The sequence below is a fragment of the Pseudomonas sp. GW822-FHT06D10 genome (genome assembly GCF_058799535.1).
This window is the reverse complement of sequence record NZ_JBXALN010000007.1, coordinates 106027-131366: the sequence shown is the minus strand read 5'-3', so window position 1 is coordinate 131366 and position 25340 is coordinate 106027. Positions and strand designations below refer to the sequence as shown.

Annotated in this window: 25 protein-coding genes; 16 read left to right on the top strand and 9 right to left on the bottom strand. The window is 64.2% G+C overall.

The window, feature by feature from the left end; all coding sequences use genetic code 11:
• Genes AC1RL5_RS23355 through AC1RL5_RS23345 form a run of 3 tightly spaced genes read left to right on the top strand, consistent with a single transcriptional unit; the run spans window position 1 to window position 4480 of the window.
• A complete protein-coding gene (locus AC1RL5_RS23355; protein WP_492590093.1) occupies window positions 1–1797 on the top strand; it encodes a type I secretion system permease/ATPase in 1797 nt (598 codons plus the stop codon).
• Window positions 1794–3143: an HlyD family type I secretion periplasmic adaptor subunit gene (locus AC1RL5_RS23350; protein WP_011063598.1), complete on the top strand. Its 1350-nt coding sequence runs from the start codon at window positions 1794–1796 to the stop codon at window positions 3141–3143. Before AC1RL5_RS23355 ends, AC1RL5_RS23350 begins: the two co-directional genes overlap by 4 nt.
• Window positions 3140–4480 carry a TolC family outer membrane protein gene (locus AC1RL5_RS23345; RefSeq protein WP_011063597.1) on the top strand — a complete coding sequence of 447 codons (1341 nt, stop codon included), beginning with the start codon at window positions 3140–3142 and terminating at the stop codon, window positions 4478–4480. Before AC1RL5_RS23350 ends, AC1RL5_RS23345 begins: the two co-directional genes overlap by 4 nt.
• A gap of 206 nt (window positions 4481–4686) precedes the next feature.
• Here AC1RL5_RS23345 and trmA read toward each other — a convergent pair whose 3' ends face one another.
• Both trmA and AC1RL5_RS23335 read right to left on the bottom strand, forming a co-directional pair.
• Complete coding sequence (gene trmA / locus AC1RL5_RS23340) at window positions 4687–5766, bottom strand: tRNA (uridine(54)-C5)-methyltransferase TrmA (RefSeq protein WP_492590091.1); 1080 nt, start codon at window positions 5764–5766, stop codon at window positions 4687–4689.
• Window positions 5763–7055, bottom strand: coding sequence for an NCS2 family permease (locus AC1RL5_RS23335; protein ID WP_015637118.1), 1293 nt, complete (start codon window positions 7053–7055; stop codon window positions 5763–5765). The genes trmA and AC1RL5_RS23335 overlap by 4 nt, the downstream gene beginning before the upstream one ends.
• A gap of 206 nt (window positions 7056–7261) precedes the next feature.
• Here AC1RL5_RS23335 and AC1RL5_RS23330 point away from each other — a divergent pair, with 206 nt between their 5' ends.
• Both AC1RL5_RS23330 and AC1RL5_RS23325 read left to right on the top strand, forming a co-directional pair.
• Window positions 7262–7711 carry a DUF4879 domain-containing protein gene (locus AC1RL5_RS23330; protein WP_015637117.1) on the top strand — a complete coding sequence of 150 codons (450 nt, stop codon included), beginning with the start codon at window positions 7262–7264 and terminating at the stop codon, window positions 7709–7711.
• A gap of 66 nt (window positions 7712–7777) precedes the next feature.
• The gene (locus tag AC1RL5_RS23325) at window positions 7778–8329 is read left to right on the top strand and encodes a DJ-1 family glyoxalase III (protein ID WP_072452963.1); all 552 of its coding nucleotides are present in this window, start codon (window positions 7778–7780) and stop codon (window positions 8327–8329) included.
• A 3-nt stretch (window positions 8330–8332) separates the two neighbouring features.
• Here the strand turns inward: AC1RL5_RS23325 and AC1RL5_RS23320 are convergent, their stop codons facing one another.
• The 3 genes from AC1RL5_RS23320 to AC1RL5_RS23310 form a co-directional block, all read right to left on the bottom strand.
• The gene (locus AC1RL5_RS23320; RefSeq protein WP_053154009.1) at window positions 8333–8623 is read right to left on the bottom strand and encodes a HigA family addiction module antitoxin; all 291 of its coding nucleotides are present in this window, start codon (window positions 8621–8623) and stop codon (window positions 8333–8335) included.
• 15 nt (window positions 8624–8638) lie between these two features.
• The gene (locus AC1RL5_RS23315; protein WP_011063591.1) at window positions 8639–8917 is read right to left on the bottom strand and encodes a type II toxin-antitoxin system RelE/ParE family toxin; all 279 of its coding nucleotides are present in this window, start codon (window positions 8915–8917) and stop codon (window positions 8639–8641) included.
• A 98-nt stretch (window positions 8918–9015) separates the two neighbouring features.
• Window positions 9016–10254 carry an MFS transporter gene (locus AC1RL5_RS23310; protein ID WP_492590140.1) on the bottom strand — a complete coding sequence of 413 codons (1239 nt, stop codon included), beginning with the start codon at window positions 10252–10254 and terminating at the stop codon, window positions 9016–9018.
• A 573-nt stretch (window positions 10255–10827) separates the two neighbouring features.
• Here AC1RL5_RS23310 and AC1RL5_RS23305 point away from each other — a divergent pair.
• The 3 genes from AC1RL5_RS23305 (at window position 10828) to AC1RL5_RS23295 (ending at window position 13558) form a co-directional block, all read left to right on the top strand.
• Window positions 10828–12267, top strand: coding sequence for a cytochrome ubiquinol oxidase subunit I (locus AC1RL5_RS23305; protein ID WP_011063588.1), 1440 nt, complete (start codon window positions 10828–10830; stop codon window positions 12265–12267).
• 3 nt (window positions 12268–12270) lie between these two features.
• Window positions 12271–13278 carry a cytochrome d ubiquinol oxidase subunit II gene (cydB, locus tag AC1RL5_RS23300; RefSeq protein ID WP_011063587.1) on the top strand — a complete coding sequence of 336 codons (1008 nt, stop codon included), beginning with the start codon at window positions 12271–12273 and terminating at the stop codon, window positions 13276–13278.
• Window positions 13279–13390: 112 nt separating this feature from the next.
• The gene (locus AC1RL5_RS23295) at window positions 13391–13558 is read left to right on the top strand and encodes a DUF2474 domain-containing protein (RefSeq protein ID WP_011063586.1); all 168 of its coding nucleotides are present in this window, start codon (window positions 13391–13393) and stop codon (window positions 13556–13558) included.
• A 96-nt stretch (window positions 13559–13654) separates the two neighbouring features.
• Here AC1RL5_RS23295 and AC1RL5_RS23290 read toward each other — a convergent pair whose 3' ends face one another.
• Complete coding sequence (locus tag AC1RL5_RS23290) at window positions 13655–14779, bottom strand: methyltransferase (protein WP_103407254.1); 1125 nt, start codon at window positions 14777–14779, stop codon at window positions 13655–13657.
• A gap of 214 nt (window positions 14780–14993) precedes the next feature.
• Here AC1RL5_RS23290 and AC1RL5_RS23285 point away from each other — a divergent pair, with 214 nt between their 5' ends.
• The gene (locus AC1RL5_RS23285; RefSeq protein ID WP_053153998.1) at window positions 14994–15770 is read left to right on the top strand and encodes a ferredoxin--NADP reductase; all 777 of its coding nucleotides are present in this window, start codon (window positions 14994–14996) and stop codon (window positions 15768–15770) included.
• Between the two features lie 47 nt (window positions 15771–15817).
• Here the strand turns inward: AC1RL5_RS23285 and mscL are convergent, their stop codons facing one another.
• A complete protein-coding gene (gene mscL / locus AC1RL5_RS23280; protein ID WP_011063583.1) occupies window positions 15818–16231 on the bottom strand; it encodes a large-conductance mechanosensitive channel protein MscL in 414 nt (137 codons plus the stop codon).
• Between the two features lie 287 nt (window positions 16232–16518).
• On the opposite strand from mscL, the gene katB reads away from it, so the two are divergent.
• The 4 genes from katB (at window position 16519) to AC1RL5_RS23260 (ending at window position 20863) form a co-directional block, all read left to right on the top strand.
• A complete protein-coding gene (gene katB, locus AC1RL5_RS23275; protein ID WP_492590089.1) occupies window positions 16519–18060 on the top strand; it encodes a catalase KatB in 1542 nt (513 codons plus the stop codon).
• 66 nt (window positions 18061–18126) lie between these two features.
• Window positions 18127–18687, top strand: a complete 561-nt coding sequence (locus tag AC1RL5_RS23270) for an ankyrin repeat domain-containing protein (RefSeq protein WP_015637109.1) — start codon at window positions 18127–18129, stop codon at window positions 18685–18687.
• 45 nt (window positions 18688–18732) lie between these two features.
• A complete protein-coding gene (radA, locus tag AC1RL5_RS23265) occupies window positions 18733–20100 on the top strand; it encodes a DNA repair protein RadA (RefSeq protein WP_011063580.1) in 1368 nt (455 codons plus the stop codon).
• 34 nt (window positions 20101–20134) lie between these two features.
• A complete protein-coding gene (locus tag AC1RL5_RS23260; RefSeq protein ID WP_072452980.1) occupies window positions 20135–20863 on the top strand; it encodes a hypothetical protein in 729 nt (242 codons plus the stop codon).
• A gap of 7 nt (window positions 20864–20870) precedes the next feature.
• On the opposite strand, the gene AC1RL5_RS23255 is transcribed toward AC1RL5_RS23260, so the two are convergent.
• Window positions 20871–21239 carry a PilZ domain-containing protein gene (locus AC1RL5_RS23255; protein WP_011063578.1) on the bottom strand — a complete coding sequence of 123 codons (369 nt, stop codon included), beginning with the start codon at window positions 21237–21239 and terminating at the stop codon, window positions 20871–20873.
• A 54-nt stretch (window positions 21240–21293) separates the two neighbouring features.
• Window positions 21294–21755 carry a methyltransferase family protein gene (locus AC1RL5_RS23250; protein WP_015637107.1) on the bottom strand — a complete coding sequence of 154 codons (462 nt, stop codon included), beginning with the start codon at window positions 21753–21755 and terminating at the stop codon, window positions 21294–21296.
• A gap of 216 nt (window positions 21756–21971) precedes the next feature.
• Between AC1RL5_RS23250 and AC1RL5_RS23245 the strand changes: the two genes are divergently transcribed.
• From AC1RL5_RS23245 to yjiA, 3 genes are all read left to right on the top strand, one after another.
• The gene (locus AC1RL5_RS23245; protein WP_011063576.1) at window positions 21972–24038 is read left to right on the top strand and encodes a carbon starvation CstA family protein; all 2067 of its coding nucleotides are present in this window, start codon (window positions 21972–21974) and stop codon (window positions 24036–24038) included.
• Window positions 24039–24054: 16 nt separating this feature from the next.
• Window positions 24055–24252 (top strand): YbdD/YjiX family protein, encoded by a 198-nt coding sequence (locus tag AC1RL5_RS23240; RefSeq protein WP_007937254.1) that lies wholly within the window; start codon window positions 24055–24057, stop codon window positions 24250–24252.
• A 114-nt stretch (window positions 24253–24366) separates the two neighbouring features.
• Window positions 24367–25338, top strand: a complete 972-nt coding sequence (gene yjiA, locus AC1RL5_RS23235; protein WP_492590087.1) for a GTPase — start codon at window positions 24367–24369, stop codon at window positions 25336–25338.
• Window positions 25339–25340 lie beyond the last annotated feature (2 nt).

Below are 25340 nucleotides of genomic sequence, written 5' to 3'. Positions count from 1 at the left end.
ATGAGCAGGCCGAATCCACTTGCCGCTTCCGAGACGCTGGCGGCCTTGACGGCCTACAAGGGCGGCTTTTTCAACATCGGCCTGTTCTCGGCGGTGATCAACCTGCTGATGCTGGCCCCGGCCCTTTACATGCTGCAGGTCTACGACCGGGTGCTGGCCTCGGGCAATCAGATGACCCTGCTGATGCTGACGCTGATGATCCTCGGCCTGTTCGGCCTGATGGGGGCGTTGGAGTGGGTGCGTAGCCAGGTGGTGATCCACCTCGGTACCCAGATGGACATGCGCCTGAACCAGCGGGTGTATGACGCCGCTTTCGAAGCCCAGCTCAAGGGCAGCCCCCAGGCCGCCGGCCAGGCTTTGAACGACCTGACCGCGCTGCGCCAGTTCGCCACCGGCAATGCCTTGTTCGCGTTCTTCGATGCGCCCTGGTTTCCGGTCTACCTGCTGGTGATCTTTCTCTTTCACCCCTGGCTCGGCCTGCTGGCCCTGGCCGGCGCGGTGCTGCTGGTGGCGCTGGCCTGGATCAACCAGCATATCTGCCAGGCACCCCTGGCCCAGGCCAGCCAGTTGTCGATCATCACCAGCCAGCAGGCCACCGCCAACCTGCGCAATGCCGACGCGATCGAAGCCATGGGCATGCTCGGCGCCCTGCGCGAGCGCTGGTTCATCGGCCACCAGGGCTTTCTCGCCCAGCAGAACCTGGCCAGCGAAAAGACCGCCACCATCAGCGCCTGGTCCAAGGGCGTGCGCATGGCCCTGCAGTCCCTGGTGCTGGGCCTGGGCGCCTGGCTGGCGGTGCAGGGCCAGATCACCCCGGGGATGATGATCGCCGGCTCGATCCTAATGGGCCGCGTGCTCAGCCCCATCGACCAGTTGATCGCGGTATGGAAGCAATGGAGCTCGGCGCGCCTGGCCTACGAGCGTTTGTCCGAGTTGTTGCAGGCCAACCCGCCACGGCCGGCGCGCATGAGCCTGCCGACGCCCAAGGGCAAGTTGAGCGTCGAACAGCTGAGTGCCTGTGCCCCTGGCAGCCGGCGCCCGGCCCTGAGCAACCTCGGTTTCACCCTGGAGGCCGGCCAGGTGCTGGGGGTGATCGGCCCTTCCGGTTGCGGCAAGTCCACCCTGGCCCGGCTGTTGGTCGGTGCCTGGATGCCCCTGACGGGAAAGGTACGCCTGGATGGCGCAGACCTGGCTCAGTGGGACAGGCAGCAACTGGGACCGCATATCGGTTACCTGCCCCAGGACATCCAGCTGTTCGCCGGCAGCATCGCCGAGAACATCGCGCGTTTTGCCCAGCTGGACTCGGATCAGGTCCTGCAGGCCGCACAAATGGCCGGGGTGCACGAACTGATCCTGCAATTGCCCCAGGGCTATGACACGCGCCTGGGCGAGGGCGGTGCCGGGTTGTCCGGCGGGCAGCGCCAGCGCATCGGCTTGGCCCGGGCGCTGTACGGCCTGCCGGCGCTGATCGTGCTCGACGAGCCCAATTCCAACCTCGATGAGGCCGGTGAGCAGGCGCTGCTGCAAGCCATCAGCCAGCTCAAGCAGCGGCAGCGAACCCTGGTGCTGATCACCCACAAGCCCAACGTGCTGACCCTGACCGACCAGTTGATGATCCTGCGCGACGGCCAGTTGCAGGCCTATGGTCCTACGGCGCGGGTGCTGGAGGCGAACCAGAAGGCCAAGGCCGCGCCGCCGCCGGCTGTACCGATGAGCAATCCGGCGAGCAGCCCGGTGACCAGCTTGAACATGAACTACCGCCTGGGCGTGGCCGGCGGCGAAGGGAAAAAAGCATGAAGGCGAATTTATCCACAGGTCCTGCTGCGCCGGTCGCGGGGCCGGCCGCCAGCAATGTGTTGTCCCTGGACGACAGGAAGTACTCACGGCTCGGCTGGCTCCTGGTGCTGGGAGGTTTTGCCGGGTTTATCGGCTGGGCCGCCCTGGCGCCGCTGGACAAGGGCGTGGCGGTGTCGGGCAAGGTCATGGTCTCGGGCCATCGCAAGACCGTGCAGCACCAGAGCGGCGGCATCGTCGAGCGGATCGAAGTCAAGGAAGGCGACCGGGTCAGCGCCGGGCAGGTGCTGCTGCGCCTCAACGAGACGCCGCTGCGCACCCAGATGCAGTCCCTGCGCAGCCAGTACCTGGGCTCGCTGGCCAGCGAAGCGCGGCTCAATGCCGAGCGCGACGGCGCCAGCGATATCGTCTTCGACCCGCAACTTCAGGCCCTGGCCAGCGAGCCGGACGTGGCCGCCAGCCTGTCGTTGCAACGGCAGCTGTTCAGCAGCCGGCGCCAGGCCCTGAGCATGGAACAGCAAGGGATCGCCGAGACCATCGCCGGCTCCGAGGCGCAGTTGCGTGGCACCCGGGATTCCCAGGCCAGCAAGCTGGCGCAGCGCCGCGCCTTGAATGAACAGTTGCAGGGGCTGCGGGAACTGGCCCGGGACGGCTATATCCCGCGCAACCGGCTGCTGGACAGCGAGCGCCTGTACGCGCAGATCGACGGCTCGATCGCCGAGGACTTCGGCCGCATCGGCCAGTTGCAGCGGCAGATCCTCGAACTGCGCCTGCGCATCCGCCAGACCACCGAGGATTTCCAGAAAGACCTGCGCAGCCAGTTGGCCGATACCCGGGTGCGCACCGAGGACCTGCGCAATCGCCTGGCCTCCGCCCAGTTCGAACTGGCCAACAGCCAGGTGCGCGCCCCGGCCGCCGGGGTGGTGGTGGGGCTGGAGGTCTACACCGAAGGTGGGGTGATCAAGCCGGGCCAGCCGCTGATGGACATCGTGCCCCAGGACGAGCCGTTGCTGGTGGAGGCCCGGGTGCCGGTGCAACTGGTGGACAAGGTGCACCCGGGGCTGCCAGTGGAGCTGATGTTCTCGGCCTTCAACCAGAGCACCACGCCCAGGGTGCCGGGGGAGGTGACCCTGGTGTCCGCCGACCGGCAGGTGGATGAGCGCACCGAGGAGCCTTACTACACCCTGCGGGCCACGGTCAGCGCCCAGGGCATGCAGCAGTTGCAGGGCTTGCAGATCCGCCCGGGCATGCCGGTGGAAGCCTTCGTCCGTACCGGCGAACGCTCGATGCTCAACTACCTGTTCAAGCCCCTGCTGGACCGGACTCACATGGCGTTGGTGGAAGAATGATTCGAGCCTGGTGCTACTACCTGCCCCTGCTGTGCCTGTTGGGCAGCCCGTCGGTCCAGGCCCTGGGGTTGCTGGACGCCTATGACCTGGCCTTGCGCAATGACCCGACCTTCCAGGCAGCGATCAAGGAACGCGATGCCGGGGAAGAGAACCGGGCCATCGGCCGTGCCGGGCTGCTGCCGAACCTGTCCTGGAGCTACAACAATTCGCGCAACCAGTCCGAAGTGACCCAGGAGACCGTTCGCGGTGATGTCACCAATGACCGGGACTACCGCAGCTACGCCTCGACCCTGACCCTGCAGCAACCGCTGCTGGACTACGAAGCCTATGCGCGCTACCGCCAGGGCTCGGCCCAGGCGCTGTTTTCCGACGAACGCTTTCGTGGCAAGAGCCAGGAACTGGCGGTGCGCCTGCTCAGTGCCTACAGCCAGGCGCTGCTGGCCCAGGAGCGCATCGAACTGAGCCGGGCGCAGAAGCGTGCCTACGCCGAACGCTTGCAGCTCAACGAACGCCTGCTCAAGGGCGGCGAGGGCACCCGCACCGATGTGCTGGAGACCCAGGCCCGGCTGAGCCTGGCCCTGGCGCAGGAGATCGAGGCCCAGGACCAGCAGGACGCGGCCCTGCGCGAGCTGCAAGCCATAGTCGGCGAACCGTTGCAGATCGACGAACTGGACCCGCTGACCCGGCAGTTCCAGATCCAGCCGCTGCTGCCCAACCGCTTCGACAGCTGGCGTGACCTGGCCATGGCCAACAACCCGGACCTGGCGTCCCAGCAGCAGGCGCTGCGAGTGGCGGAGTATGAAGTGGAGCGCAAGCGCGCCGGGCACCTGCCCAAGGTGAGTTTGTATGCCAGCAGCCGTCAGACCAGTTCCGATTCGGAAAGCTCCTACAACCAGAAGTACGACACCAATACCGTGGGCATCCAGGTCAGCCTGCCGCTGTTTGCCGGTGGCTCGGTATCGGCCTCGACCCGCCAGGCGGCCAGCCAGCTGTCCCAGGCGCAGTTCGAACTGGATGCCAAGACCGCCACCACCCTCAACGAACTGCGCAAGCAGTTCAACCTCAACACCAGCGCCGCGGCCAAGGTCCGGGCCTATGAAATGGCCGTCAGCTCCGCCGAGGCCCTGGTGACCGCGACCCAGAAGAGCGTGCACGGCGGCGAGCGGGTCAACCTGGATGTACTGGACGCCGAGCAACAACTGTTCACCGCCCGCCGCGACCTGGCGGATGCCCGGCATGCCTACCTGTTGGCGCGGATCCAGCTCAAGTACTACGCCGGCCTGCTCAACGAACAGGACCTGCAGCAACTGGCCGGCTACTTTCGTCCTCTCGGCTGACCTTGTAGCCGCTGCCGCAGGCTGCGACCGGGGCGCCGCCCCGCACACCCGGCGACGCAGACGTGCCTGATGCGCCGCGGTGTCAGGTTTGCGCCTGCTTCGCAGTCGATCGCAGCCTGCGGCAGCGGCTACAGGAAACGGTAGGGGATCGGCGGCCCAGAATGACAACGGCCGTCTCGAGGACGGCCGTTGGGGAGCGGGGCCAATCAGCGGCGGGTCAGCAGGACCCCGGATTCCATGTGGTGGGTCCAGGGGAACTGGTCGAACAGCGCGCAGCGGGTGATGCGGTGGGTGTCGTGCAACTGGGCGATGTTGGCCGCCAGGGTCTGCGGGTTGCAGGAGATGTACAGGATGTTGTCGAAGCGCCGGGTCAGTTCGCAGGTGTCCGGGTCCATGCCGGCCCGAGGCGGGTCGACGAACACGCTGCCGAATTCGTAGCTCTTGAGGTCCACGCCCTGCAGGCGGCGGAACGGCCGAACTTCGTTCAGGGCTTCGGTCAGCTCTTCGGCCGACAAGCGCACCAGGGTGACGTTATCCACAGCGTTTTCGCTGAGGTTGCTCAAGGCCGCATTCACCGAGGTCTTGCTGATCTCGGTGGCCAGCACCTTGCGCACCCGGGTGGCCAGGGGCAGGGTGAAGTTGCCATTGCCGCAGTACAGCTCCAGCAGGTCGTCCTGGCGCTCGCCCAGGGCTTCATAGGCCCAGTTGAGCATCTTCTGGTTCACCGTGCCGTTGGGCTGGGTGAAGGCGCCTTCGGGCTGGCGGTAGCTGAAGGTACGCCCGCCGACTTCGAGCTTTTCCACTACGTAGTCCTGGCCGATGACTTCGCGCTTGCCCTTGGAGCGGCCGATCACGCTGACCTTGAGGTCGGCGGCCAGCTGGCTCGCGGCCTTGTGCCAGTGCTCGTCCAGTGGGCGGTGGTAGCACAGGGTGATCATCGCGTCGCCGGCCAGGGTGGTGAGGAACTCCACCTGGAACAGCTTGTGGCTCAGGGGCGCGCTGGCTTGCCAGGCGGCCTTGAGCCGGGGCATCAATTGGTTGATGCGCTGGCTGGCGATGGGGAACTCCTCGATGAGGATCGGCGTGCGCTTGTCGTCCTGGGAGAACATCGCGTAGTGCCGTTCCCCGGCCTCGCGCCACAGGCGGAACTCTGCCCGCAGGCGGAAGTTCTGCAGGGGCGAGTCGAAGACCTGAGGCTCGGGTGCATCGAAGGGGGCCAGCAGGTCGCGCAAGCGCGCGACCTTGTTATTCAACTGGGTGGTGTAGCTTGCGGCGTCAAAAGTCATGCGGGGTAACCGAGCTTGATCACGAACAGGATCGACAGGATCACCAGGGGCGCGTTCAGCTCACGGGCACGGCCCGACAGCAGCTTGATCACGGTCCAGGCGATGAAGCCGAAGGCAATGCCGTTGGCGATGGAATAGGTGAACGGCATGGCCAGGGCGGTGACCACCACGGGAGCGGCGACGGTGATGTCTTCCCAGTCGATTTCCGCCAGGCCCGAGGTCATCAGCACGGCGACGAACAGCAGGGCCGGTGCGGTGGCGAAGGCCGGCACGCTGGCCGCCAGTGGCGAGAAGAACAGCGCCAGCAGGAACATGATCGCCACCACGATGGCGGTCAGGCCGGTGCGGCCGCCGGCGCTCACGCCCGCCGCGGATTCGATGTAGCTGGTGGTGGTCGAGGTGCCCAGCAGGGAACCGGCCATGGCGGCGGTGCTGTCGGCGATCAGCGCCCGGCCCATTTTCGGCATGTGGCCGTCCTTGCCCATCAGCCCGGCGCGCTTGGCGACGCCGATCAGGGTGCCGGAGTTGTCGAACAGGTCGACGAACAGGAAGGCGAAGATCACGCTGATCAGGCCGATATCCAGGGCGCCCTTGATGTCCAGTTGCAGGAAGGTCGGGGCCAGGGACGGTGGCATCGAGGTCACGCCGCCGAACGGGGTGACGCCCATGAGAATGGAGACGACGGTCACCGCGAGAATGCCGATCAGCACCGCGCCGCGCACTTTCAGGGCTTCCAGGGCCACGATCAGGGCAAAACCCAGGGCCGCGAGGATAGGGGCCGGTTTGCTGAGATCGCCCAGGCCCACCAGGGTCGACTCGTTGCCCACGACGATCTGGGCGTTATGCAGGGCGATCAGCGCCAGGAACAGGCCGATACCGGCGGCAATGGCCGAGCGCAGGGGCAGGGGGATGCTGTTGATGATCCATTCGCGGATGCGGAAGATCGACAGCAGGAAGAACAGCACCGCCGAGATGAATACCGCACCCAGGGCCACCTGCCAGGTGTGGCCCATGTGCAGGACCACGGTGTAGGTGAAGAAGGCGTTCAGGCCCATGCCCGGTGCCAGGGCGATCGGGTAGTTGGCGATCAGGCCCATGACGGTGGAACCGATGGCCGCCGCCAGGCAGGTGGCAACGAAGATCGCGCCCTTGTCCATGCCCGTCTCGCCGAGAATGCTCGGGTTGACGAAAAGGATGTAGGCCATGGCCAGGAAGGTGGTCACGCCCGCAAGAATCTCGGTGCGCACGTTGGTGTTGTGTGCCTTGAGTTGAAACAGCCTTTCCAGCATGTCTGCTCCCCGTGGCGCCGCCGGGCGCCGTGAATGTATCGACTCCAACAGCAAAGCACAGACTTTATAAGGTGCCTGCGGATTTGCTCTGGGTCGGAAAAAGCCGCGCATCATACCAGCAGCGTGGGCCAATGGCTGCGATCGTCGGCGATGTTTTGCCGCGCTGGCAAGTAGCGCATACTGCGCCCTGGTTTTAGGGGGGATTTATGCGCAGCACAGTGAAAATGACAGCCCTGGCATTGCTCGGCGCGACAGCCTGCTGGCTGGCGGCCCCGGCCATGGCGCGCTCGGCCCCGCCGCTGAGCCGGGTGGAGATTCTCAAGGTGCTGTCACCTTCCTGCGGCCTGGAGGATGTCTCCGACGGTCGTGAACGGACCCAGTGCGATCACAACGGCCCGAACATCAAGGTCTACGTGCTGGAGATCGGCTACGGTCGCGAGCCCCATGTGACCCTGGACGGCTTCGAGGTCGATGGCACCCGTTCGCCGGTGTGCGAGGACGGCTCCAGCTATGTGCCCTGCGGCAACTCGGGGACTACCGTCGGCTATGTCTATGTCTTCGACCTGGCGGGCAAGCAGGAGGGCACCTTCAGCTTTCGCAACACCTCGCTCAACGCCCCGGGCAACAGCCTGGGCGCGCAGATCTACATCAAGTGACGGCGCCCTGAACGGCAGCCGGCAAAGCTGACTAAGCTCTAAAGACCTCCACGCGGAGTCATCCCCATGACCTTCAGAGCCCTGGTCACCCTTGCCGAAGGCATCGACGACCTGCAAAGCGTGACCCTGATCGACGTATTGCGCCGTGCCGAAGTCGAAGTGCTGGCCGCCAGCGTCGAAGGCCGGCGCATGCTCACCTGCGCCCGAGGCACCCGCTTGACCGCCGACGCCATGCTGGTGGACGTGCTGGCCCAGCGCTTCGACCTGATCGTATTGCCCGGCGGCGCGGTGGGCGCCCAGCACCTGGCGGCCCATCAACCGCTGCAGCAACTGCTCAAGGATCAGGCCGCAGCGGGACGCCTGTTCGCCGGCATCGCCGAAGCCCCGGCCCTGGCCTTGCAGGCGCATGGCGTGCTGCGCCAGCGGCGCATGACCTGCCTGCCCAGCGCCAGCCATCATCTGCTGGGCTGCACCTTTGTCGACCAGCCGGTGGTGGTGGACGGTAACTGCATCACCGCCCAGGGCTCCGCCGCGGCCCTGGCGTTTGCCCTGGCCCTGGTGGAAGCGCTGTGCGGTCGCGGCAAGCGCGCCAAGGTGGCTGGAGAGCTGCTGGTTTAGGGCTCAGCCAACATGGGCCACGATGGGCTCGATCAGCGGTTGCAGTTCCTGCTCGGTGTGCCAGATGTCGTAGTCGGCCTGCACCGCCAGCCAGACCTTGGCCTTGCCGATCCCGGCGCGTTCCAGCTTGACCGCCAGTTCTGCGCGGATTGGCGCATGGCCGTTCAACACCTTGGACAGGTGCGGGCGGGCGTAGCCGATATGCCGCGCCAGCTCCGTCACGCTGATGCCCAGTTCGGGCAAGATATCCAGGCGCAGGGTGTCACCGGGGTGGGGCGGGTTGTGGATGGGCATGATCCTGCCTCCTGTTCAGTGGTAGTCCAGATAATCCACCAGCTCGATATCCGAACCTACGAAACGAAAGATCACTCGCCAGTTGCCGGACACTACCAGGGACCAGTAGCCAAGCAGGTCGCCCCTGAGCGGGTGCAGCCGCCAGCCCGGCAGATTGAGGTCTGCCGGTTCGCTGGCGTGATCCATGAACGACAGCTGGCGGGCCAACCGGCGTGCATGCTCGGCCCGTATTCCACGAGTCGATCCGGTTTCATAGAAGGCGCGCAGGCCTTTGTGCTGAAAGGACTTGATCAAGGGGTGCGAGTGTAAGGCGATACCTTACACTCTTCGTAGCGGTTTTGTATTGCAGAGAATGATCAACAAGCTGTTACAGGGGCAAGCCGCCTGAGGTTTTACACCTTGGCTTCTTCCACGCGTTCGATCATTCGATCACGCTGGGCCAGGGTCGGGAACAGCTTGATCCAGACGCCGGTCACCAGCAGCGTGCCGACCCCGCCCAGCACCACCGCCGGCACCGTGCCGAACCAGTGGGCGGTCAGCCCGGATTCGAACTCCCCCAACTGATTCGAAGCGCCGATGAACAGGCCGTTCACCGCGCTGACCCGGCCGCGCATTTCGTCCGGGGTCTCCAGTTGCACGAAGGAGGCGCGAATCACCATGCTGATCATGTCCGCCGCCCCCAGCACCACCAGCACCGCCAGGGAAAGCCAGAACGAGGTCGAGAGGCCGAAGGCGATGGTGGCCACGCCAAACACCCCGACCGCGGTGAACATCACCCGCCCGACCTTGCGCTCGACGCTAAAACGCGCCAGCCACAGGGACATCAGCAAGGCCCCCACCGCTGGCGCCGAACGCAGCAGCCCCAGGCCCCAGGGGCCGGTGAGCAGGATGTCCTTGGCGAACACCGGCAGCAGCGCGGTGGCGCCACCCAGCAATACCGCGAACAGGTCCAGGGAGATGGCGCCGAGGATGTCCGGGCGGCTGCGGATGAAGCGGATGCCCGCCAGCAGCGAATCAAGGGTGGCCTTGCCCTTGTTCAACGGGGTCTGCCGGGCCGGCAGGTTGAGCATCAGCACGCAGGCGATCAGGTACAGGACCACGGTGGGGCCGTAGACCCAGACGCTGCCGAAGGCGTACAGCAACCCGCCCAGGGCCGGGGCGACGATGGTCGCCGACTGCTGCGCCGATTGCGCGGCGGCCACCGCCCGGGGAAACAGCGCCGCGGGCACGATGCTCGGCAGCAGGGCCTGGGTGGTGGGCATTTCGAAGGAGCGGGCGCCGCCGAGCAGGAAGGCCAGAATGAAGATCATTTCCCGGGTGACGCTGTCGGTCAGGCTGCCGACGGCCAGGGCCAGGGCGATCAGGGCTTGCAGCGACTGGCAGATAGCCGCCACCCGACGCCGGTCGTAGCGGTCGGCCACATGCCCGGTGTGCAGCATGAACAGCACCCGCGGGGCGAATTCCACCAGCCCCACCAGGCCCAGGTCCAGCACATTGCCGGTCAGTTGGTAGAGGTTCCAGCCAATGGCCACGGTGAGCATCTGGAAGCCGCTGGCGGTGAAGATCCGCGCCAGCCAGAACGCGATGAACGGACGATGGTGACGGAGCAGCAGAGGGTCTTGGCTGGGCATCGGGCGGTAGATCTGAGCGGGGAGTGCCACGAGATTATCACCAAGATGTAACCAATAGTTGCGGCTCGGGGAAAATTCGTTAGCCGCGCATCTATCTTGTTTTTCGCTCGAACACCTGGTCGCGAATCCTGTAGCCGCTGCCGCAGGCTGCGAACGGCTCCGGAGGAGACGCCAGGATCTTGAATACGCCGCAGGCTCGACGGGAAGTTGCCAGCCAAGGCCCTGCGTACCGAACGCGGCCCGGCCTTTCGCAGCTTCGCAGGCTGAGCAGCGGCTACAGGCGTTTTGTGTGGGAAAAAGCCGGGAAAACCCCGGGCTTGAGAGGGTGAGGCAAGCTGTCACGCGGCAAATAACCACAGAGTTGCATGGCGAAATTAGGACTACTCTTTCAACGTTGCTTGATCCAGATCAAAACCTTTTTGCAAAGGCTGATGTGGTGGCCCAAGTGCCAGACTCCCTGCGTAGCGATGGTTTAAAAAAGAACGAATCCGAATTCGCCGCACTCCATATCCGTGGGGGCAGTGGGTGCAGGCCTCTGGCCGGCAGCCGGTATTACCTGATAGAGGAAAGCTTATGTTCGGTTTAGAGGCTCTTGATCTCGCCCGAATTCAGTTCGCGTTCACCATCTCGTTCCATATCCTGTTCCCGGCGATCACCATCGGCCTGGCGAGCTACCTGGCGGTACTCGAAGGCCTCTGGCTGAAGACCCGCGACGACACCTACCGCGATCTCTACCACTTCTGGTCGAAGATCTTTGCCGTCAACTTCGGCATGGGCGTGGTCTCCGGCCTGGTGATGGCCTACCAGTTCGGCACCAACTGGAGCCGCTTCTCGGACTTTGCCGGGTCCGTCACCGGCCCCTTGCTCACCTATGAAGTGCTCACGGCCTTCTTCCTGGAAGCCGGTTTCCTCGGGGTGATGCTGTTCGGCTGGAACAAGGTCGGGCGCAAGCTGCACTTCTTCTCCACGGTGATGGTGGCCATCGGCACCCTGATCTCGACGTTCTGGATCCTCTCGTCCAACAGCTGGATGCAGACCCCCCAAGGCTATGAAATCGTCAACGGCCAGGTGATCCCGGTGGATTGGCTGGCGGTAATCTTCAATCCGTCGTTCCCCTACCGCCTGGCGCACATGGCCGTAGCCGCGTTCGTCGCCACGGCGTTCTTCGTCGGCTCGTCGGCAGCCTGGCACTTGCTGCGCGGGCGGGACAACCCGGCCATTCGTCGCATGCTCTCCATGGCCATGTGGATGGCCCTGATCGTGGCGCCGGTGCAGGCGGTGATCGGTGACTTCCACGGGCTCAATACCCTCAAGCACCAGCCGGCGAAAATCGCCGCTATCGAAGGCCACTGGGAAAACGTCGGTAACGAGCCGACCCCGCTGATCCTCTTCGGCTGGCCGGACATGAAGGCCGAGAAAACCCGCTTCGCGGTGGAAATCCCTTACCTGGGCAGCCTGATCCTCACCCACTCGCTGGACAAGCAGGTGCCGGCGCTCAAGGAGTTCCCACCCGAGGACCGGCCCAACTCGACCATCGTCTTCTGGTCGTTCCGGATCATGGTCGGCCTGGGCATGCTGATGATCTTCACCGGCCTGTGGAGCCTCTGGCTGCGCAAGCGCGACACCCTCTACACCTCGCGCCCGTTCCTGTACCTGGCGTTGTGGATGGGCCCGTCCGGGTTGATCGCGATCCTGGCCGGCTGGTTCACCACCGAGATCGGCCGCCAGCCGTGGGTGGTCTATGGCCTGATGCGCACGGCGGATGCCTCTTCCGGCCACAGCTTTGTGCAGATGAGCATCACCCTGGCGCTGTTCGTGGTGGTGTACTTCTCGCTGTTCGGCGTGGGTATCGGCTACATGATGCGCCTGGTGCGCAAAGGCCCGGTTACCAACGAAGGTGCCGAAACCAGCCACGGTGGCCCCGGCCAGAAACGCACCCCGGCCCGTCCGCTGTCCGCAGCCGACGATGACCACGACGCCGACCACGGCACCCGCCTGAACAAGGGGAACTGAGTCATGGGTATTGATCTTCCGCTGCTCTGGGCCGTGATTATCATCTTCGGCATCATGATGTACGTGGTCATGGACGGCTTCGACCTGGGGATCGGGATTCTCTTCCCGTTCGTCAAGGATGACCGCGACCGTGACGTAATGATGAACACCGTCGCGCCTGTCTGGGACGGCAACGAAACCTGGCTGGTACTGGGGGGCGCGGCGTTGTTCGGCGCCTTCCCGCTGGCCTACTCGGTGGTGCTCTCGGCACTCTACCTGCCGCTGATCCTGATGCTGGTGGGCCTGATCTTCCGCGGCGTGGCCTTCGAGTTCCGCTTCAAGGCCAAGGAAGACAAGCGCCACATCTGGGACAAGGCCTTCATCGGCGGCTCGGTGGCGGCGACCTTCTTCCAGGGCGTGGCCCTGGGGGCATTCATCGATGGGCTGCCGGTGGTCAACCGCCAGTTCGCCGGAGGTTCCCTGGACTGGCTGACCCCGTTCACCCTGTTCTGCGGCCTGGCGCTGGTGGTGGCCTATGCCTTGCTCGGTTGCACCTGGCTGATCATGAAAACCGAAGGCAAGCTGCAACTGCAGATGCATGACCTGGCGCGGCCCCTGGCCTACGTGGTGCTGGCGGTGATCGGCGTCGTCAGCATCTGGACGCCCCTGGCCCACGCCGAGATTGCCGCGCGCTGGTTCACCCTGCCGAACCTGTTCTGGTTCCTGCCGGTGCCGATCCTGGTGCTGGTGACCATGTACGGCCTGCTCCGCGCCGTGGCCCGCAACGCCCACTACACGCCGTTCCTGCTGACCCTGGTGCTGATCTTCCTCGGCTACAGCGGCCTGGGCATCAGCCTATGGCCGAACATAGTGCCACCGTCGATCTCCATCTGGGACGCCGCCGCGCCGCCGCAGAGCCAGGGCTTCATGCTGGTGGGCACCTTGTTCATCATCCCGTTCATCCTGGGTTATACCTTCTGGAGCTACTACGTGTTCCGCGGCAAGGTCACCCACGAAGACGGTTATCACTAGGTAGGAGCCGGCTTGCCGGCGAAGAGGCCTTCGCGCCTTGCGCCGAGCTTGCGGTCGCTTTCGCTGGCACGCCAGCTTCTACGGGAATCCGGGTTAGGCAGGAGTTGAGGTCATGAGCGGTAAACACTCTTTGCAGGAAATCGAACAGGCGGAAAAGAAGCCGCTGTGGCAGCGCCTGGGTTGGCTGGTAATGATCTGGGGTGGCAGTGTCCTGGCCCTGTTCGTGGTCGCCAGCCTGATGCGCATGTTCATGAATGCCGCAGGCCTGACCACCCACTGATCATCCCATCCCGTTGCCTTGCGGCACGGTTTCAACCCTCCCTTGGTGGAGGGTTTTTTTTGCCTGTCGAAAAGACAGCTGTGTTCTGGCGAGCCCTTACTTGCGGGCCTTGAGGATGACGAACTTGGGGGTTGCCGCCACTTGCTCGACGCCGCGGAACAGCCGCGCCAGCTTGCTGTGGTAGCCCAGGTGGCGGTTGCCGACGATGTACAGCGCGCCCCCTACCACCAGGGCCTCCCGGGCCTGCTGGAACATGCGCCAGGCGAGGAAGTCGCCCACCACCTGCTGCTGGTGGAACGGCGGGTTGCACAGCACCACCTCCAGGGATTGCGCTGCCTGGCCGGCCAGGCCGTCGCCGGCGCGCATTTGGGCTTCGCGCTCGCCCAGCACGGCCTGCCAGTTCTCCCGGGCCGATTGCACCGCCATGAAGGATTCGTCCACCAGGGTGTAATGGGCCTGGGGGTTGTCCAGGGCGCTGGCAATGGCCAGTACGCCGTTGCCGCAGCCCAGGTCCGCGACCCGGGCGCTGCCGAGGTTCTGCGGCAGGTGCGGGAGGAAGGCGCGAGTGCCGATGTCCAGGCCTTCGCGGCAGAACACGTTGGCGTGGTTGAGCAGCTCGATGGCCGGCTGTTCCAGGCGATAGCGGGTCGGGTAGGGCGACACGACGGGCTGCTTGTCTTGCGGCGTGGCAATCAGCAGCCGAGCCTTTTTCACCGCCAGCGAGGCCTGGACCGGGCCGATGTAGCGCTCCAGCAAATCACCGGCGGCGCGGGGCAGGTGCTTGACCATCGCCGCCGCCACCACCTGGGCGCCGGGGGCCAGTTGCCCTTGCAGGCGGATCAGTTGCTCTTCCAGCAGGGCCAGGGTCTTGGGGACGCGGATCAGCACCCGGTCGAAGGGGCCGGCCAGGGCCTCGCTGGCCGGCACCACGCGCACGGCGTCGAAGGGCAGGCCGTTGCGCACCAGGTTCTTTTCCAGGGCCAGGGCGCCCAGGTAGGAGTCGCCACTGCTGCTGACCTGGACCTTGCCCAGCAGGCTCGCGGCCAGGGCGCCGAAGCTGTCGTTGAGCACCAGCACCCGGGTGTCGCTGGCCGGTTGTTGTTCGGCCAGGTGATTGAGCAGGTATTCGTCCGCCGCGTCGAAGGCTTGCAGTGGCTCGTTCTGCTGTTCGGGCTGGCGGATCAGGTCGAGCTGGGCGAAGGGGCTTGCAAGCAGGGGCATGGGGCGGACTCTAGGTAATCGGTGAATGTCCCGGCGGTGGGGGCTGTCGAGCGCACGGGAACCCTCGGACAGCGGCAGTGCGGGCTGTTCGAAGCGGGGCTAAATGGTACGTTTTTTTATCGCTGATTGCCCGCGCTCTATGCCACTACAAACCGCCGGTGTTTCTGCGCGGCGCTTTGCGGGACACTAGCGCATCGGTTTTGTGGAGCCTGTCATGACTGCCAGTGAAGAAAAGTACACCCGCCAGACCCTGCTCGAGGTCCAGCCCCTGACCTCCAGCCTGTTCACCCTGCGCACCACCCGGGATGCGGGTTTTCGCTTTCGTGCCGGGCAGTTCGCTCGCCTCGGGGTGACCAAGGCCGACGGCAGTACGGTGTGGCGCGCCTATTCCATGGTGTCGTCGCCGTTCGATGAGTTTCTCGAGTTCTTTTCCATCGTGGTGCCCGGCGGCGAGTTCACCAGCGAGCTGAGCCGCCTGGAAGTGGGGGACAGCCTGCTGGTGGATCGCCAGGCCTTTGGCTACCTGACCCTGGACCGTTTCGTCGATGGTCGCGACCTCTGGTTGCTATCCACCGGCACCGGGATTGCGCCGTTCCTGTCGATCCTCCAGGACTTCGAGGTGTGGGAAAAATTCGAACGCATCATCCTGGTCTACAGCGTGCGCGAGGCCAAGGAGCTGGCCTATCAGCGCCTGCTGGCCGAGTTGCCCCAGCGCGAATACCTGGCGGAATTTGCCCACAAGCTGCAATTCATCAGCACCGTGACCCGCGAGCAGCATCCGGGCAGCCTCAACGGGCGCATCACCCAGTTGATCGAGAGCGGTGAGCTGGAGCGCGCCGCCGGCGTGGAGCTGAGCCCCGAGCACTCCCGGGTGATGCTCTGCGGCAACCCGCAGATGATCGATGACACCCGCGCCCTGCTCAAGCAGCGGGGCATGAGCCTGAGCCTGACCCGGCGACCGGGGCAGGTGGCGGTGGAAAACTACTGGTAATGAAAACGGCGCCATCAGGGCGCCGTTGTCGTATTGCGGGATCAGCCTCAGGGCTTGTTGTTCTGAGCCTTGAGCAGATCGCGGATCTCCCCCAGCAGCTCTTCTTCCTTGGTCGGCACCGGCGGCAGCGTCGGGGCCACGGCCTCTTCGCGCTTGAGACGGTTGATCACCTTGACCCCCATGAAGATGGCGAAGGCAATGATCACGAAGTCGATGATGCTCTGGATGAACTTGCCGTACGCCAAGACCACTGCCGGCGTATCGCCCGCAGCCGCCTTGAGCGTGACCGCCAGATCCCCGAAGTTCACCCCACCGATCAGCAGGCCGATTGGCGGCATGACCACGTCGCCAACAAAGGACGAGACGATCTTGCCGAACGCGGCGCCGATGATGATACCGACGGCCATATCGACCACATTACCTTTGACCGCGAAGGCCTTGAATTCACTTAGCACGCCCATAGGTTATTCCTTGCTACAGATGAGGTTGGTTACGGCAGTGTAATTCAGCAAAAAGCATTTTGCCGAAACAACTTTTTACAGCTCGCGGGGTTATCGACCGATAAAGAGGCAAATAGTTTATTCAAAGTGCCATCAAATCGCGCGCGATATACCCCGCGCCCCACGATATAACCAGTACATTCTGTCAATCGAGCGGTTACGGCCTTTCTATTTATCTTTCAAATATTTAGTCACTAGCCTCTAGCAGGCGCATCGAGATGCGCCTTATATAACTAGAGGAATACAACATGACCGCTTCTCTTGGCCTTGGGAGTCTTTCCCAGCGACGCGTACTGGGCGTGCTTGCCGCCAGTATGCTTTCCCTTTCCGTACAGGCCGCCACGCTGACCCGCGACAACGGTGCGGCAGTGGGCGACAACCAGAATTCGCAGACTGCGGGCGCCACCGGCCCGGTGCTGTTGCAAGACGTGCAGTTGATTCAGAAACTCCAGCGGTTCGACCGCGAGCGCATTCCAGAGCGTGTGGTGCATGCCCGTGGCACGGGTGCCCACGGTACTTTCACGGTAACCGACAACCTCACGGACCTGACCCGTGCCAAGGTGTTTGCCGCCGGCGAAGTGACCCCGGTATTCGTGCGTTTCTCGGCGGTGGTGCATGGCAACCACTCCCCGGAAACCTTGCGCGATCCACGGGGCTTCGCCACCAAGTTCTATACCGCGGACGGTAACTGGGACCTGGTGGGTAACAACTTCCCGACCTTCTTCATTCGTGATGCCATCAAGTTCCCGGACATGGTGCATGCGTTCAAACCCGATCCGCGCACCAATCTCGACGATGACTCGCGGCGTTTCGACTTCTTCTCCCATGTTCCAGAAGCCACCCGTACTCTGACCGAGCTGTATTCCAACTCCGGCACTCCGGCCAGTTACCGGGAAATGGACGGTAATGGTGTGCATGCCTACAAGTTGATCAACGCCAAGGGCGAAGTGCACTACGTGAAGTTCCACTGGAAGAGCCTGCAGGGTCTGAAGAATCTCGACCCGAAACAAGTGGTGGACGTACAGGGCCGCGATTACAGTCATATGACTAATGACTTGGTAACCCACATTAATAAAGGGGACTTTCCCAAGTGGGACTTGTATGTCCAGGTATTGAAACCCGAAGACCTGGCCAAGTTTGATTTCGACCCGCTGGACGCTACCAAGATCTGGCCCGGTGTGCCCGAGCGCAAAGTCGGGCAGATGGTGTTGAACCGCAATCCGGCCAACGTATTCCAGGAAACCGAGCAAGTGGCCATGGCACCGGCCAATCTGGTGCCAGGCATCGAACCGTCGGAAGACCGCCTGCTGCAAGGCCGGGTGTTCTCCTATGCCGATACCCAGATGTACCGCATCGGCGCCAATGCCCTGCAACTGCCGATCAACGCGCCGAAGAACCCGGTGAACAACGGCAACCAGGACGGCGCGATGAACCTGGGCCACAGCAGCACGGGGGTCAACTACCAGCCAAGCCGCCTGATGCCACGCGAAGAGCAGCAGACCGCGCGCTACAGCCAGATGGCGCTGGCGGGCAGCACCCAGCAGGCGAAGATCCAGCGCGAGCAGAACTTCAAGCAGGCCGGTGACCTGTACCGCTCCTTCAGCAAGAAGGAACGCCAGGACCTGATCGACAGCTTCGGCGGCTCCCTGGCCACCACTGATGATGAGAGCAAGCACATCATGCTGTCGTTCCTTTACAAGGCCGACCCTGAATATGGCACTGGGGTGACCAAGGTGGCCAAGGGCGACCTGGCCCGAGTCAAGGCCCTGGCGGCGAAGTTGAGCGACTGATCGAGCGAGCCTTACCCGTCACGCCCGCCCGGGCGTGACGTCTTTTTCCGACAGAGGAGTCGCGCCATGCGTCTTTTTATAGCGCTGCTGTCAGTGGCCTGGTCGTTTGCCGCCTACGCGCAGCCTACGGCCGAAGCAGCGGCCGCCGCCGACCCGGTGGCGGTCAAGGTCCAGCTGGAAAACTATTATTTCGATGCCGCCCGCCGTGGCGATGTGGAAATGCTCGACACCTTTATCGCGGCCGGCTATTCCCTCGATACCCAGGATGAAAAGGGCTACACCGCGCTGATCCTCGCGGCCTATCACGGCCAGGGCCCGGCGGTGGAGCGCCTGCTGGCCGCTGGGGCCAACGCCTGCGCCCAGGACAAGCGTGGCAACACGGCCTTGATGGGGGCGATCTTCAAGGGCGAGGTGCAGATCGCCCGGCGCCTGCTGGCCGCCGATTGCAGCCCCGACCAGCGCAATGGCGCCGGGCAGACCGCCGCCATGTACGCCGGGTTGTTCAAGCGGGTCGAATTGCTCGACGCCCTGGCCGCCAAGGGCGCCGACCTGAATGCCGAGGATCCCCTGGGCAATAGCGCCACGCGCCTGGCCAGCGGGCAGATACGTACCGCCGCACCGCGCTGATCCGCGCCAGCTGAGCTATCATCGCGGTTTTTGCCGGGGGTTCAGATGGCCAAGGCCAAGCGCATGTACGGCTGCACCGAGTGCGGCTCCACCTTTCCCAAATGGGCCGGGCAGTGCGGTGAGTGCGGGGCCTGGAACACCCTGACCGAGACCATGATCGAAAGCGGCGGCGCGGCGGCGCCTGCCGGGCGCACCGGCTGGGCCGGGCAGCAGGCGCAGATCAAGACCCTGGCGGAAGTCAGCGTCGAGGAAATCCCGCGTTTCTCCACCGCTTCCGGTGAACTCGATCGGGTGCTGGGCGGCGGCCTGGTGGACGGTTCGGTGGTGCTGATCGGTGGTGATCCGGGGATCGGCAAGTCGACCATCCTGCTGCAGACCCTGTGCAATATCGCCACGCGCATGCCGGCGCTGTATGTCACCGGTGAGGAATCCCAGCAGCAGGTGGCGATGCGCGCCCGGCGCCTGGGCCTGCCCCAGGACCAACTGCGGGTGATGACCGAGACCTGCATCGAAACCATCATCGCCACGGCCCGGGTAGAAAAACCCAAGGTCATGGTGATCGACTCGATCCAGACGATTTTCACCGAACAACTGCAGTCGGCCCCGGGCGGCGTGTCCCAGGTGCGCGAGAGCGCGGCCTTGCTGGTGCGCTACGCCAAGCAGAGCGGCACGGCGATCTTCCTCGTCGGCCACGTGACCAAGGAAGGCGCCCTGGCCGGGCCGCGGGTGCTGGAGCACATGGTGGACACCGTGCTGTATTTCGAAGGCGAATCCGACGGGCGCCTGCGCTTGCTGCGGGCGGTGAAGAACCGTTTCGGTGCGGTGAATGAGCTGGGTGTATTCGGCATGACTGACCGCGGATTGAAGGAAGTCTCCAATCCTTCGGCGATTTTCCTGACTCGTGCCCAGGAAGAGGTTCCGGGCAGCGTGGTGATGGCCACCTGGGAAGGCACCCGGCCGATGCTGGTGGAGGTCCAGGCGCTGGTGGATGACAGCCACCTGGCCAACCCGCGCCGGGTGACCCTGGGCCTGGACCAGAACCGCCTGGCCATGCTGCTGGCGGTGCTGCATCGCCATGGCGGCATCCCCACCCACGATCAGGATGTGTTCCTCAACGTGGTGGGCGGGGTCAAGGTGCTGGAAACCGCCTCCGACCTGGCGTTGATGGCCGCCGTGATGTCGAGCCTGCGCAACCGTCCGTTGCCCCATGACCTGCTGGTGTTTGGCGAAGTCGGCCTGTCGGGTGAGGTGCGCCCGGTGCCCAGCGGTCAGGAGCGCTTGAAGGAAGCGGCCAAGCACGGCTTCAAGCGAGCTATCGTGCCCAAGGGCAACGCGCCGAAAGAGGCGCCGCCGGGCTTGAAGATCATTGCCGTGACCCGCCTGGAGCAGGCGCTGGATGCACTTTTCGAGTAAGCATGCTGGTCTTTTTTGAAAGGAAGCAGGTGATATGGCCATGAGCGGATTCAGGAGGCGGGTGTTGGGTTGGGGGTTGCTGGGCTATTGCGGCCTGGCCCTGGCACAGCCGGCCGAGGTGCCGGAAGGCTATCGGATTGCCCAGCAGGTGCTGGTGGGCGACGGTTCGGTGCTGGAGGTGCTGGAGGATGTGCGCATCACCCCCCAGTTGCATGCCGATAGCTGGGGCAATGGCCTGGACGCCGACAGCTTTGCCGAGCCGGAGGGGGATCAGCCGAGCGCGCCGTTGGGAGCCCAGGCGCGCCTGGTGTCCGATAGCGGCGAGGTACTGGCGCAGAAGTCCCTGGGCTACCCGATGGCCACCGTGGAAAAGGCACCGCTGAACGGCCTGCCGTCCCCGGCGTTTTTCCTGACCATCGACCAGACCGCTCCCATGGGCAGCTACAGCGGCCCGGCCACCCAAGTGCTGATGCCGGAGCAGAATCAGTTGGACCCGGTGCTGTGCCAGGGGGAGGGCGCGGAGAAGCAGCCGCTGGTGTTTGCCCAGACCGGCAAGGCGGCCTGGCAGATCGTACCGTCCGTTGGTGGCGGCACGGAAAGCATCCAGCAGGTGTCGTCCGCTTCATCGATGGAGAACGAAGAGTTCGTCACCACCTATCGCACCTTCCGTTATGCCGACGGCCAGTGGACTGTCGCCACGCGCCAGCAGGCGGGTTACTGGGACACGGAAAGCGAGTTTCCCGAGCCCGCGCTGTTTCCCTGAAAGGGCATCAGATATCGATTAAGGCCCCGAGCTCGCGCTCAAGCTCCTCGGGGTCTCCCAGGTTCAACTCGATCAGGCGCCTGAGGTGCTCGATGGACTCCAGGCCGATGTGCAGGCAGACGAAGCCCAGTTGGCCCTTATTGTCATGGGCCAGTTGTACGTCCATGCGCACATCGGCGTCGGAGCTCAGGTGAATGTCGGCCTCGAAGGGGCGCGCCGGGTCGCCCAGCCACGGATCGGGGCGCTCGATCAGCAGGCCCTTCAGTGAAAGATCCAGCAGCCGTACCGGCCAGCGGTGGGTGCCTTGGCTGAGTTCGGTCCGGGCATCGAAGGCGATGCGTTTGAAGCGTCGGCGGTCGTCGTGTTGCTCGGTCATGGGCTGGCCCTCTGCATGGTGCCCTGAACTATAGACCCCGGTTCGCGCCTGTCGCTACAACCAGCGCCGGACCTTGCGGCAGTAGTCACGGTAGGGCTGGCCAAAGAGCTCCAGCAGTTGTCTCTCGTCCGGGCGGATCACCGTGCGGTTCATCAGGTACAGCAGCCCCGGCAGCAACAGCCAGGGCCACAGGTTGCCCAGCAGCAGGGCAATGGCGCAGTAGCCCAGGGTGTCGCCCAGGTTGATCGGGTTGCGCGAGATGGCGAAGGGGCCATCGCGGAGCAACTGGTCGGGCTGGTCGAAGTTGCTGGAGGTGGTGCGCTGTTGCCGGAAACGCCACATGGCCCAGAACGACAGGCCCTGCCCGAAGACGATCAGGATCACTGCCAGGCTGCGCACGCCGTTATTGACCGGCAGCGGCAAGGGCAGCCAGCCGCTGAGAAAAAGCGCCAGGGTCAGGCACAGTAAATACAGGAGTGGCGGTGGCAATGGCGGTTGTTCGGGTGGCGTTGACATGGAGGTTCCTGCGCCAGGGCTCAAGCGTGCGACTGTCGGCAAGTGCCCAGGGTTCCGTTTTTTTCCTGGCGTGCGCCGCTCAGGCAGATCGGGAGCAAGAAAAACCGCCCTCATAAGTTAAAAGAAGGCTCTAGACCAACGTGGGGGGTGGTCTTTAAGAGCAGTAGCGCTACACTCGAAACGCGGTTTTTCTATCCTCCTGGCTGGAATAAAAAAATGAAAAATAATAATAGCCTGTTGCGCCATGTTCCTTGGCTGCTGCTGGCAATCGTAGGAGCTTGCGCCCTTGGCGTAGTTGCATTGCGTCGCGGCGAGGCGATCAACGCCTTGTGGATTGTGGTCGCCGCCGTGGCCATCTATCTGGTGGCGTACCGGTATTACAGTCTGTTCATTGCCAACAACGTGATGCAGCTGGACCCGGGCCGGGCCACGCCCGCCGTGGTCAACAATGATGGTCTGGACTACGTCCCGACCAACAAGCACATCCTCTTCGGTCACCACTTCGCGGCCATTGCCGGCGCAGGCCCCCTGGTGGGCCCGGTGCTGGCGGCGCAGATGGGCTACCTGCCCGGCACCCTGTGGCTGATTGCCGGGGTGGTCCTGGCCGGCGCGGTGCAGGACTTCATGGTGCTGTTCCTGTCCACCCGGCGTAACGGCCGTTCCCTGGGCGACATGGTCCGTGAGGAAATGGGCCGCATCCCCGGGACCATCGCGCTGTTCGGCTGCTTCCTGATCATGATCATCATCCTCGCGGTGCTGGCGCTGATCGTGGTCAAGGCCCTGGCCGAGAGCCCGTGGGGCATCTTCACGGTGATGGCGACCATCCCGATCGCGGTGTTCATGGGCGTGTACATGCGCTACATCCGCCCGGGCCGCATTGGTGAGATCTCGTTGATCGGCGTGCTGCTGTTGCTCGGCTCCATCTGGCTGGGTGGCCAGGTGGCGGCGGATCCGGTGTGGGGCAAGATGTTCACCTTCACCGGCGTGCAGATCACCTGGATGCTGATCGGCTACGGTTTCGTCGCGGCAGTACTGCCGGTGTGGCTGATCCTGGCACCGCGGGACTACCTGTCGACCTTCCTCAAGATCGGCACCATCATCGCTCTGGCGATCGGCATCCTGATCACCATGCCCGAGCTGAAGATGCCGGCCCTGACCCAGTTCACCGACGGCACCGGCCCGGTGTGGAAAGGCGGCCTGTTCCCCTTCCTGTTCATCACCATCGCCTGTGGTGCGGTCTCCGGCTTCCATGCGCTGATCTCCTCGGGCACCACGCCCAAGCTGCTGGATAACGAAGCCAACGCCCGCTACATCGGCTACGGCGGCATGCTCATGGAGTCCTTCGTGGCGATCATGGCCATGGTCGCGGCCTCGGTGATCGAGCCGGGCGTGTACTTCGCCATGAACAGTCCGGCGGCCATCGTCGGCGGCGACGTGGTGGCGGTAGCCCAGACTGTCAGCAGCTGGGGCTTTGCGATCAGCCCGGACCAACTGCAGGCGGTGGCCAAGGACATCGGTGAAAACACCATCCTGGCCCGTGCCGGCGGCGCGCCGACCCTGGCAGTGGGGATCGCGCAGATCCTCCACCATGTATTGCCGGGTGAGAACACCATGGCCTTCTGGTACCACTTCGCGATCCTGTTCGAAGCCCTGTTCATCCTCACTGCGGTGGACGCCGGTACCCGTGCCGGGCGCTTCATGCTCCAGGACCTGCTGGGCTCCTTCGTTCCGGCGCTGAAACGCACCGAGTCGTGGACCGCCAACCTGATTGCCACCGCAGGCTGCGTGGCGCTCTGGGGCTACCTGCTGTACCAGGGCGTGATCGATCCTCTGGGCGGCATCAACACCCTGTGGCCGCTGTTCGGCATCTCCAACCAGATGCTGGCCGGTATCGCCCTGATGCTGGGTACCGTGGTGCTGATCAAGATGAAGCGCCAGCGCTACATCTGGGTCACCCTGCTGCCGGCTGTGTGGCTGCTGATCTGCACCACCACCGCAGGCTTCATCAAGCTGTTCGACGCCAACCCGGCGATCGGCTTCCTGTCGCTGGCGAAGAAATACAGCGATGCAATGGCCAACGGCCAGATCATCGCTCCGGCCAAGGACATCACGCAGATGCAGCACGTGATCTTCAACGCCTACACCAACGCGACCCTGACAGCCCTGTTCCTGCTGGTGGTGTTCAGCATCCTGTTCTACGCGCTCAAGGTCGGCATCGCCGCCTGGGGCAGCAAGGAGCGTACGGATAAAGAATCGCCCTATCAGGCCGTGCCGGACGCGTAACTCGAGGATTGCAACGATGTTCAATGACCTAAGTCGCCTCGGTAAATACCTCGGTCAGGCCGCGCGCCTGATGGTCGGCATGCCCGACTACGACAACTATGTCGAGCATATGCAAACCAAGCACCCGGACAAGCCGGTGATGTCGTACGAGGCGTTCTTCCGGGAACGCCAGGAGGCGCGATACGGCGGTAAGGGCGGTCCGAAGTGCTGTTGAAACACAGCGTTTGAGCCACACCCCTGTAGGAGCCGGTTTGCCGGCGATAGCGGTTCTTCGGACGCCATCGCCGACAAGCCGGCTTCTACGTTTTTATGCGTGGGAGATCCTGTTTTGCACAACCCTATTCCCGTGACCGTGCTCAGCGGTTTTCTTGGCGCCGGCAAGACCACTTTGTTGCGCCACCTGCTCAAGGCCGAGCACGGCCTGAAGATCGCCGTGATCGAGAACGAATTCAGCGATGCCGGCATCGACACCCAGTTGCTGGGCGAGCAGCCGGTACAGGTCATGACCCTGTCCAACGGCTGCGTCTGCTGCACTATCCACACCGACCTGACCAAGGCCCTGTACCTGTTGCTGGAGCGTCTGGACAGCGGCGAGATCGCCTTTGACCGGCTGGTGATCGAGTGCACCGGGCTGGCCGATCCGGCGCCGGTGGCACAGACCTTCTTCATCGATGAGGAACTGCGCGAACGCTATATCCTCGACGGCATCATCACCCTGGTGGACGCCAAGCACGCCGAGTTCCACCTGACCCAGACCATTGCCCAGGCGCAGATCGGTTTTGCCGACCGGCTGCTGGTGAGCAAGCGTGACCTGGTGGACGAGGCGACTTTCGAAGCCCTCTGCCAGCGCCTGACCCGGATCAACCGCCGGGCACCGATCCGCCTGGTGGAGCACGGCCAGATCGACCTGACCGAGCTGCTGGATGTGCGGGGGTTCAATCTCAATGCCGACCTGGGGGGCGGCCTCAGCCTGCGGCCAGTGAGCAAGGCGCCGTCAGTGGACCGGATTTCCAGCCTGGTGCTGCGCACCGAGCAAGCCCTGGACCTGGATCGCCTGAGCGAATTCATGAATGAGCTGCTGGAAGACCACGGCAAGCAACTGCTGCGCTACAAAGGTGTGCTGAGCGTTATCGACGAGCCCCGGCGCATGGTGTTCCAGGGCGTGCTCAAGCTCTATGGCTTCGATTGGGACAGCGAATGGGCCGAAGGCGAAGTGCGCGAGAGCGTGATGGTGTTCATTGCCGACGATCTGCCGGAAGAGAAGATCCGGCAGGGGTTCGAGCGGATGCTCGCGGGCTGATG

Bases quoted from the DNA above. Each gene is read 5' to 3' on its own strand.
- AC1RL5_RS23355 (WP_492590093.1), top strand. From the start codon at position 1: ATGAGCAGGCCGAATCCACTTGCCGCTTCCGAGACGCTGGCGGCCTTG.
- AC1RL5_RS23350 (WP_011063598.1), top strand. From the start codon at position 1,794: ATGAAGGCGAATTTATCCACAGGTCCTGCTGCGCCGGTCGCGGGGCCG.
- AC1RL5_RS23345 (WP_011063597.1), top strand. From the start codon at position 3,140: ATGATTCGAGCCTGGTGCTACTACCTGCCCCTGCTGTGCCTGTTGGGC.
- trmA (WP_492590091.1), bottom strand. From the start codon at position 5,766: ATGACTTTTGACGCCGCAAGCTACACCACCCAGTTGAATAACAAGGTC.
- AC1RL5_RS23335 (WP_015637118.1), bottom strand. From the start codon at position 7,055: ATGCTGGAAAGGCTGTTTCAACTCAAGGCACACAACACCAACGTGCGC.
- AC1RL5_RS23330 (WP_015637117.1), top strand. From the start codon at position 7,262: ATGCGCAGCACAGTGAAAATGACAGCCCTGGCATTGCTCGGCGCGACA.
- AC1RL5_RS23325 (WP_072452963.1), top strand. From the start codon at position 7,778: ATGACCTTCAGAGCCCTGGTCACCCTTGCCGAAGGCATCGACGACCTG.
- AC1RL5_RS23320 (WP_053154009.1), bottom strand. From the start codon at position 8,623: ATGCCCATCCACAACCCGCCCCACCCCGGTGACACCCTGCGCCTGGAT.
- AC1RL5_RS23310 (WP_492590140.1), bottom strand. From the start codon at position 10,254: ATGCCCAGCCAAGACCCTCTGCTGCTCCGTCACCATCGTCCGTTCATC.
- AC1RL5_RS23305 (WP_011063588.1), top strand. From the start codon at position 10,828: ATGTTCGGTTTAGAGGCTCTTGATCTCGCCCGAATTCAGTTCGCGTTC.
- cydB (WP_011063587.1), top strand. From the start codon at position 12,271: ATGGGTATTGATCTTCCGCTGCTCTGGGCCGTGATTATCATCTTCGGC.
- AC1RL5_RS23295 (WP_011063586.1), top strand. From the start codon at position 13,391: ATGAGCGGTAAACACTCTTTGCAGGAAATCGAACAGGCGGAAAAGAAG.
- AC1RL5_RS23290 (WP_103407254.1), bottom strand. From the start codon at position 14,779: ATGCCCCTGCTTGCAAGCCCCTTCGCCCAGCTCGACCTGATCCGCCAG.
- AC1RL5_RS23285 (WP_053153998.1), top strand. From the start codon at position 14,994: ATGACTGCCAGTGAAGAAAAGTACACCCGCCAGACCCTGCTCGAGGTC.
- mscL (WP_011063583.1), bottom strand. From the start codon at position 16,231: ATGGGCGTGCTAAGTGAATTCAAGGCCTTCGCGGTCAAAGGTAATGTG.
- katB (WP_492590089.1), top strand. From the start codon at position 16,519: ATGACCGCTTCTCTTGGCCTTGGGAGTCTTTCCCAGCGACGCGTACTG.
- AC1RL5_RS23270 (WP_015637109.1), top strand. From the start codon at position 18,127: ATGCGTCTTTTTATAGCGCTGCTGTCAGTGGCCTGGTCGTTTGCCGCC.
- radA (WP_011063580.1), top strand. From the start codon at position 18,733: ATGGCCAAGGCCAAGCGCATGTACGGCTGCACCGAGTGCGGCTCCACC.
- AC1RL5_RS23260 (WP_072452980.1), top strand. From the start codon at position 20,135: ATGGCCATGAGCGGATTCAGGAGGCGGGTGTTGGGTTGGGGGTTGCTG.
- AC1RL5_RS23255 (WP_011063578.1), bottom strand. From the start codon at position 21,239: ATGACCGAGCAACACGACGACCGCCGACGCTTCAAACGCATCGCCTTC.
- AC1RL5_RS23250 (WP_015637107.1), bottom strand. From the start codon at position 21,755: ATGTCAACGCCACCCGAACAACCGCCATTGCCACCGCCACTCCTGTAT.
- AC1RL5_RS23245 (WP_011063576.1), top strand. From the start codon at position 21,972: ATGAAAAATAATAATAGCCTGTTGCGCCATGTTCCTTGGCTGCTGCTG.
- AC1RL5_RS23240 (WP_007937254.1), top strand. From the start codon at position 24,055: ATGTTCAATGACCTAAGTCGCCTCGGTAAATACCTCGGTCAGGCCGCG.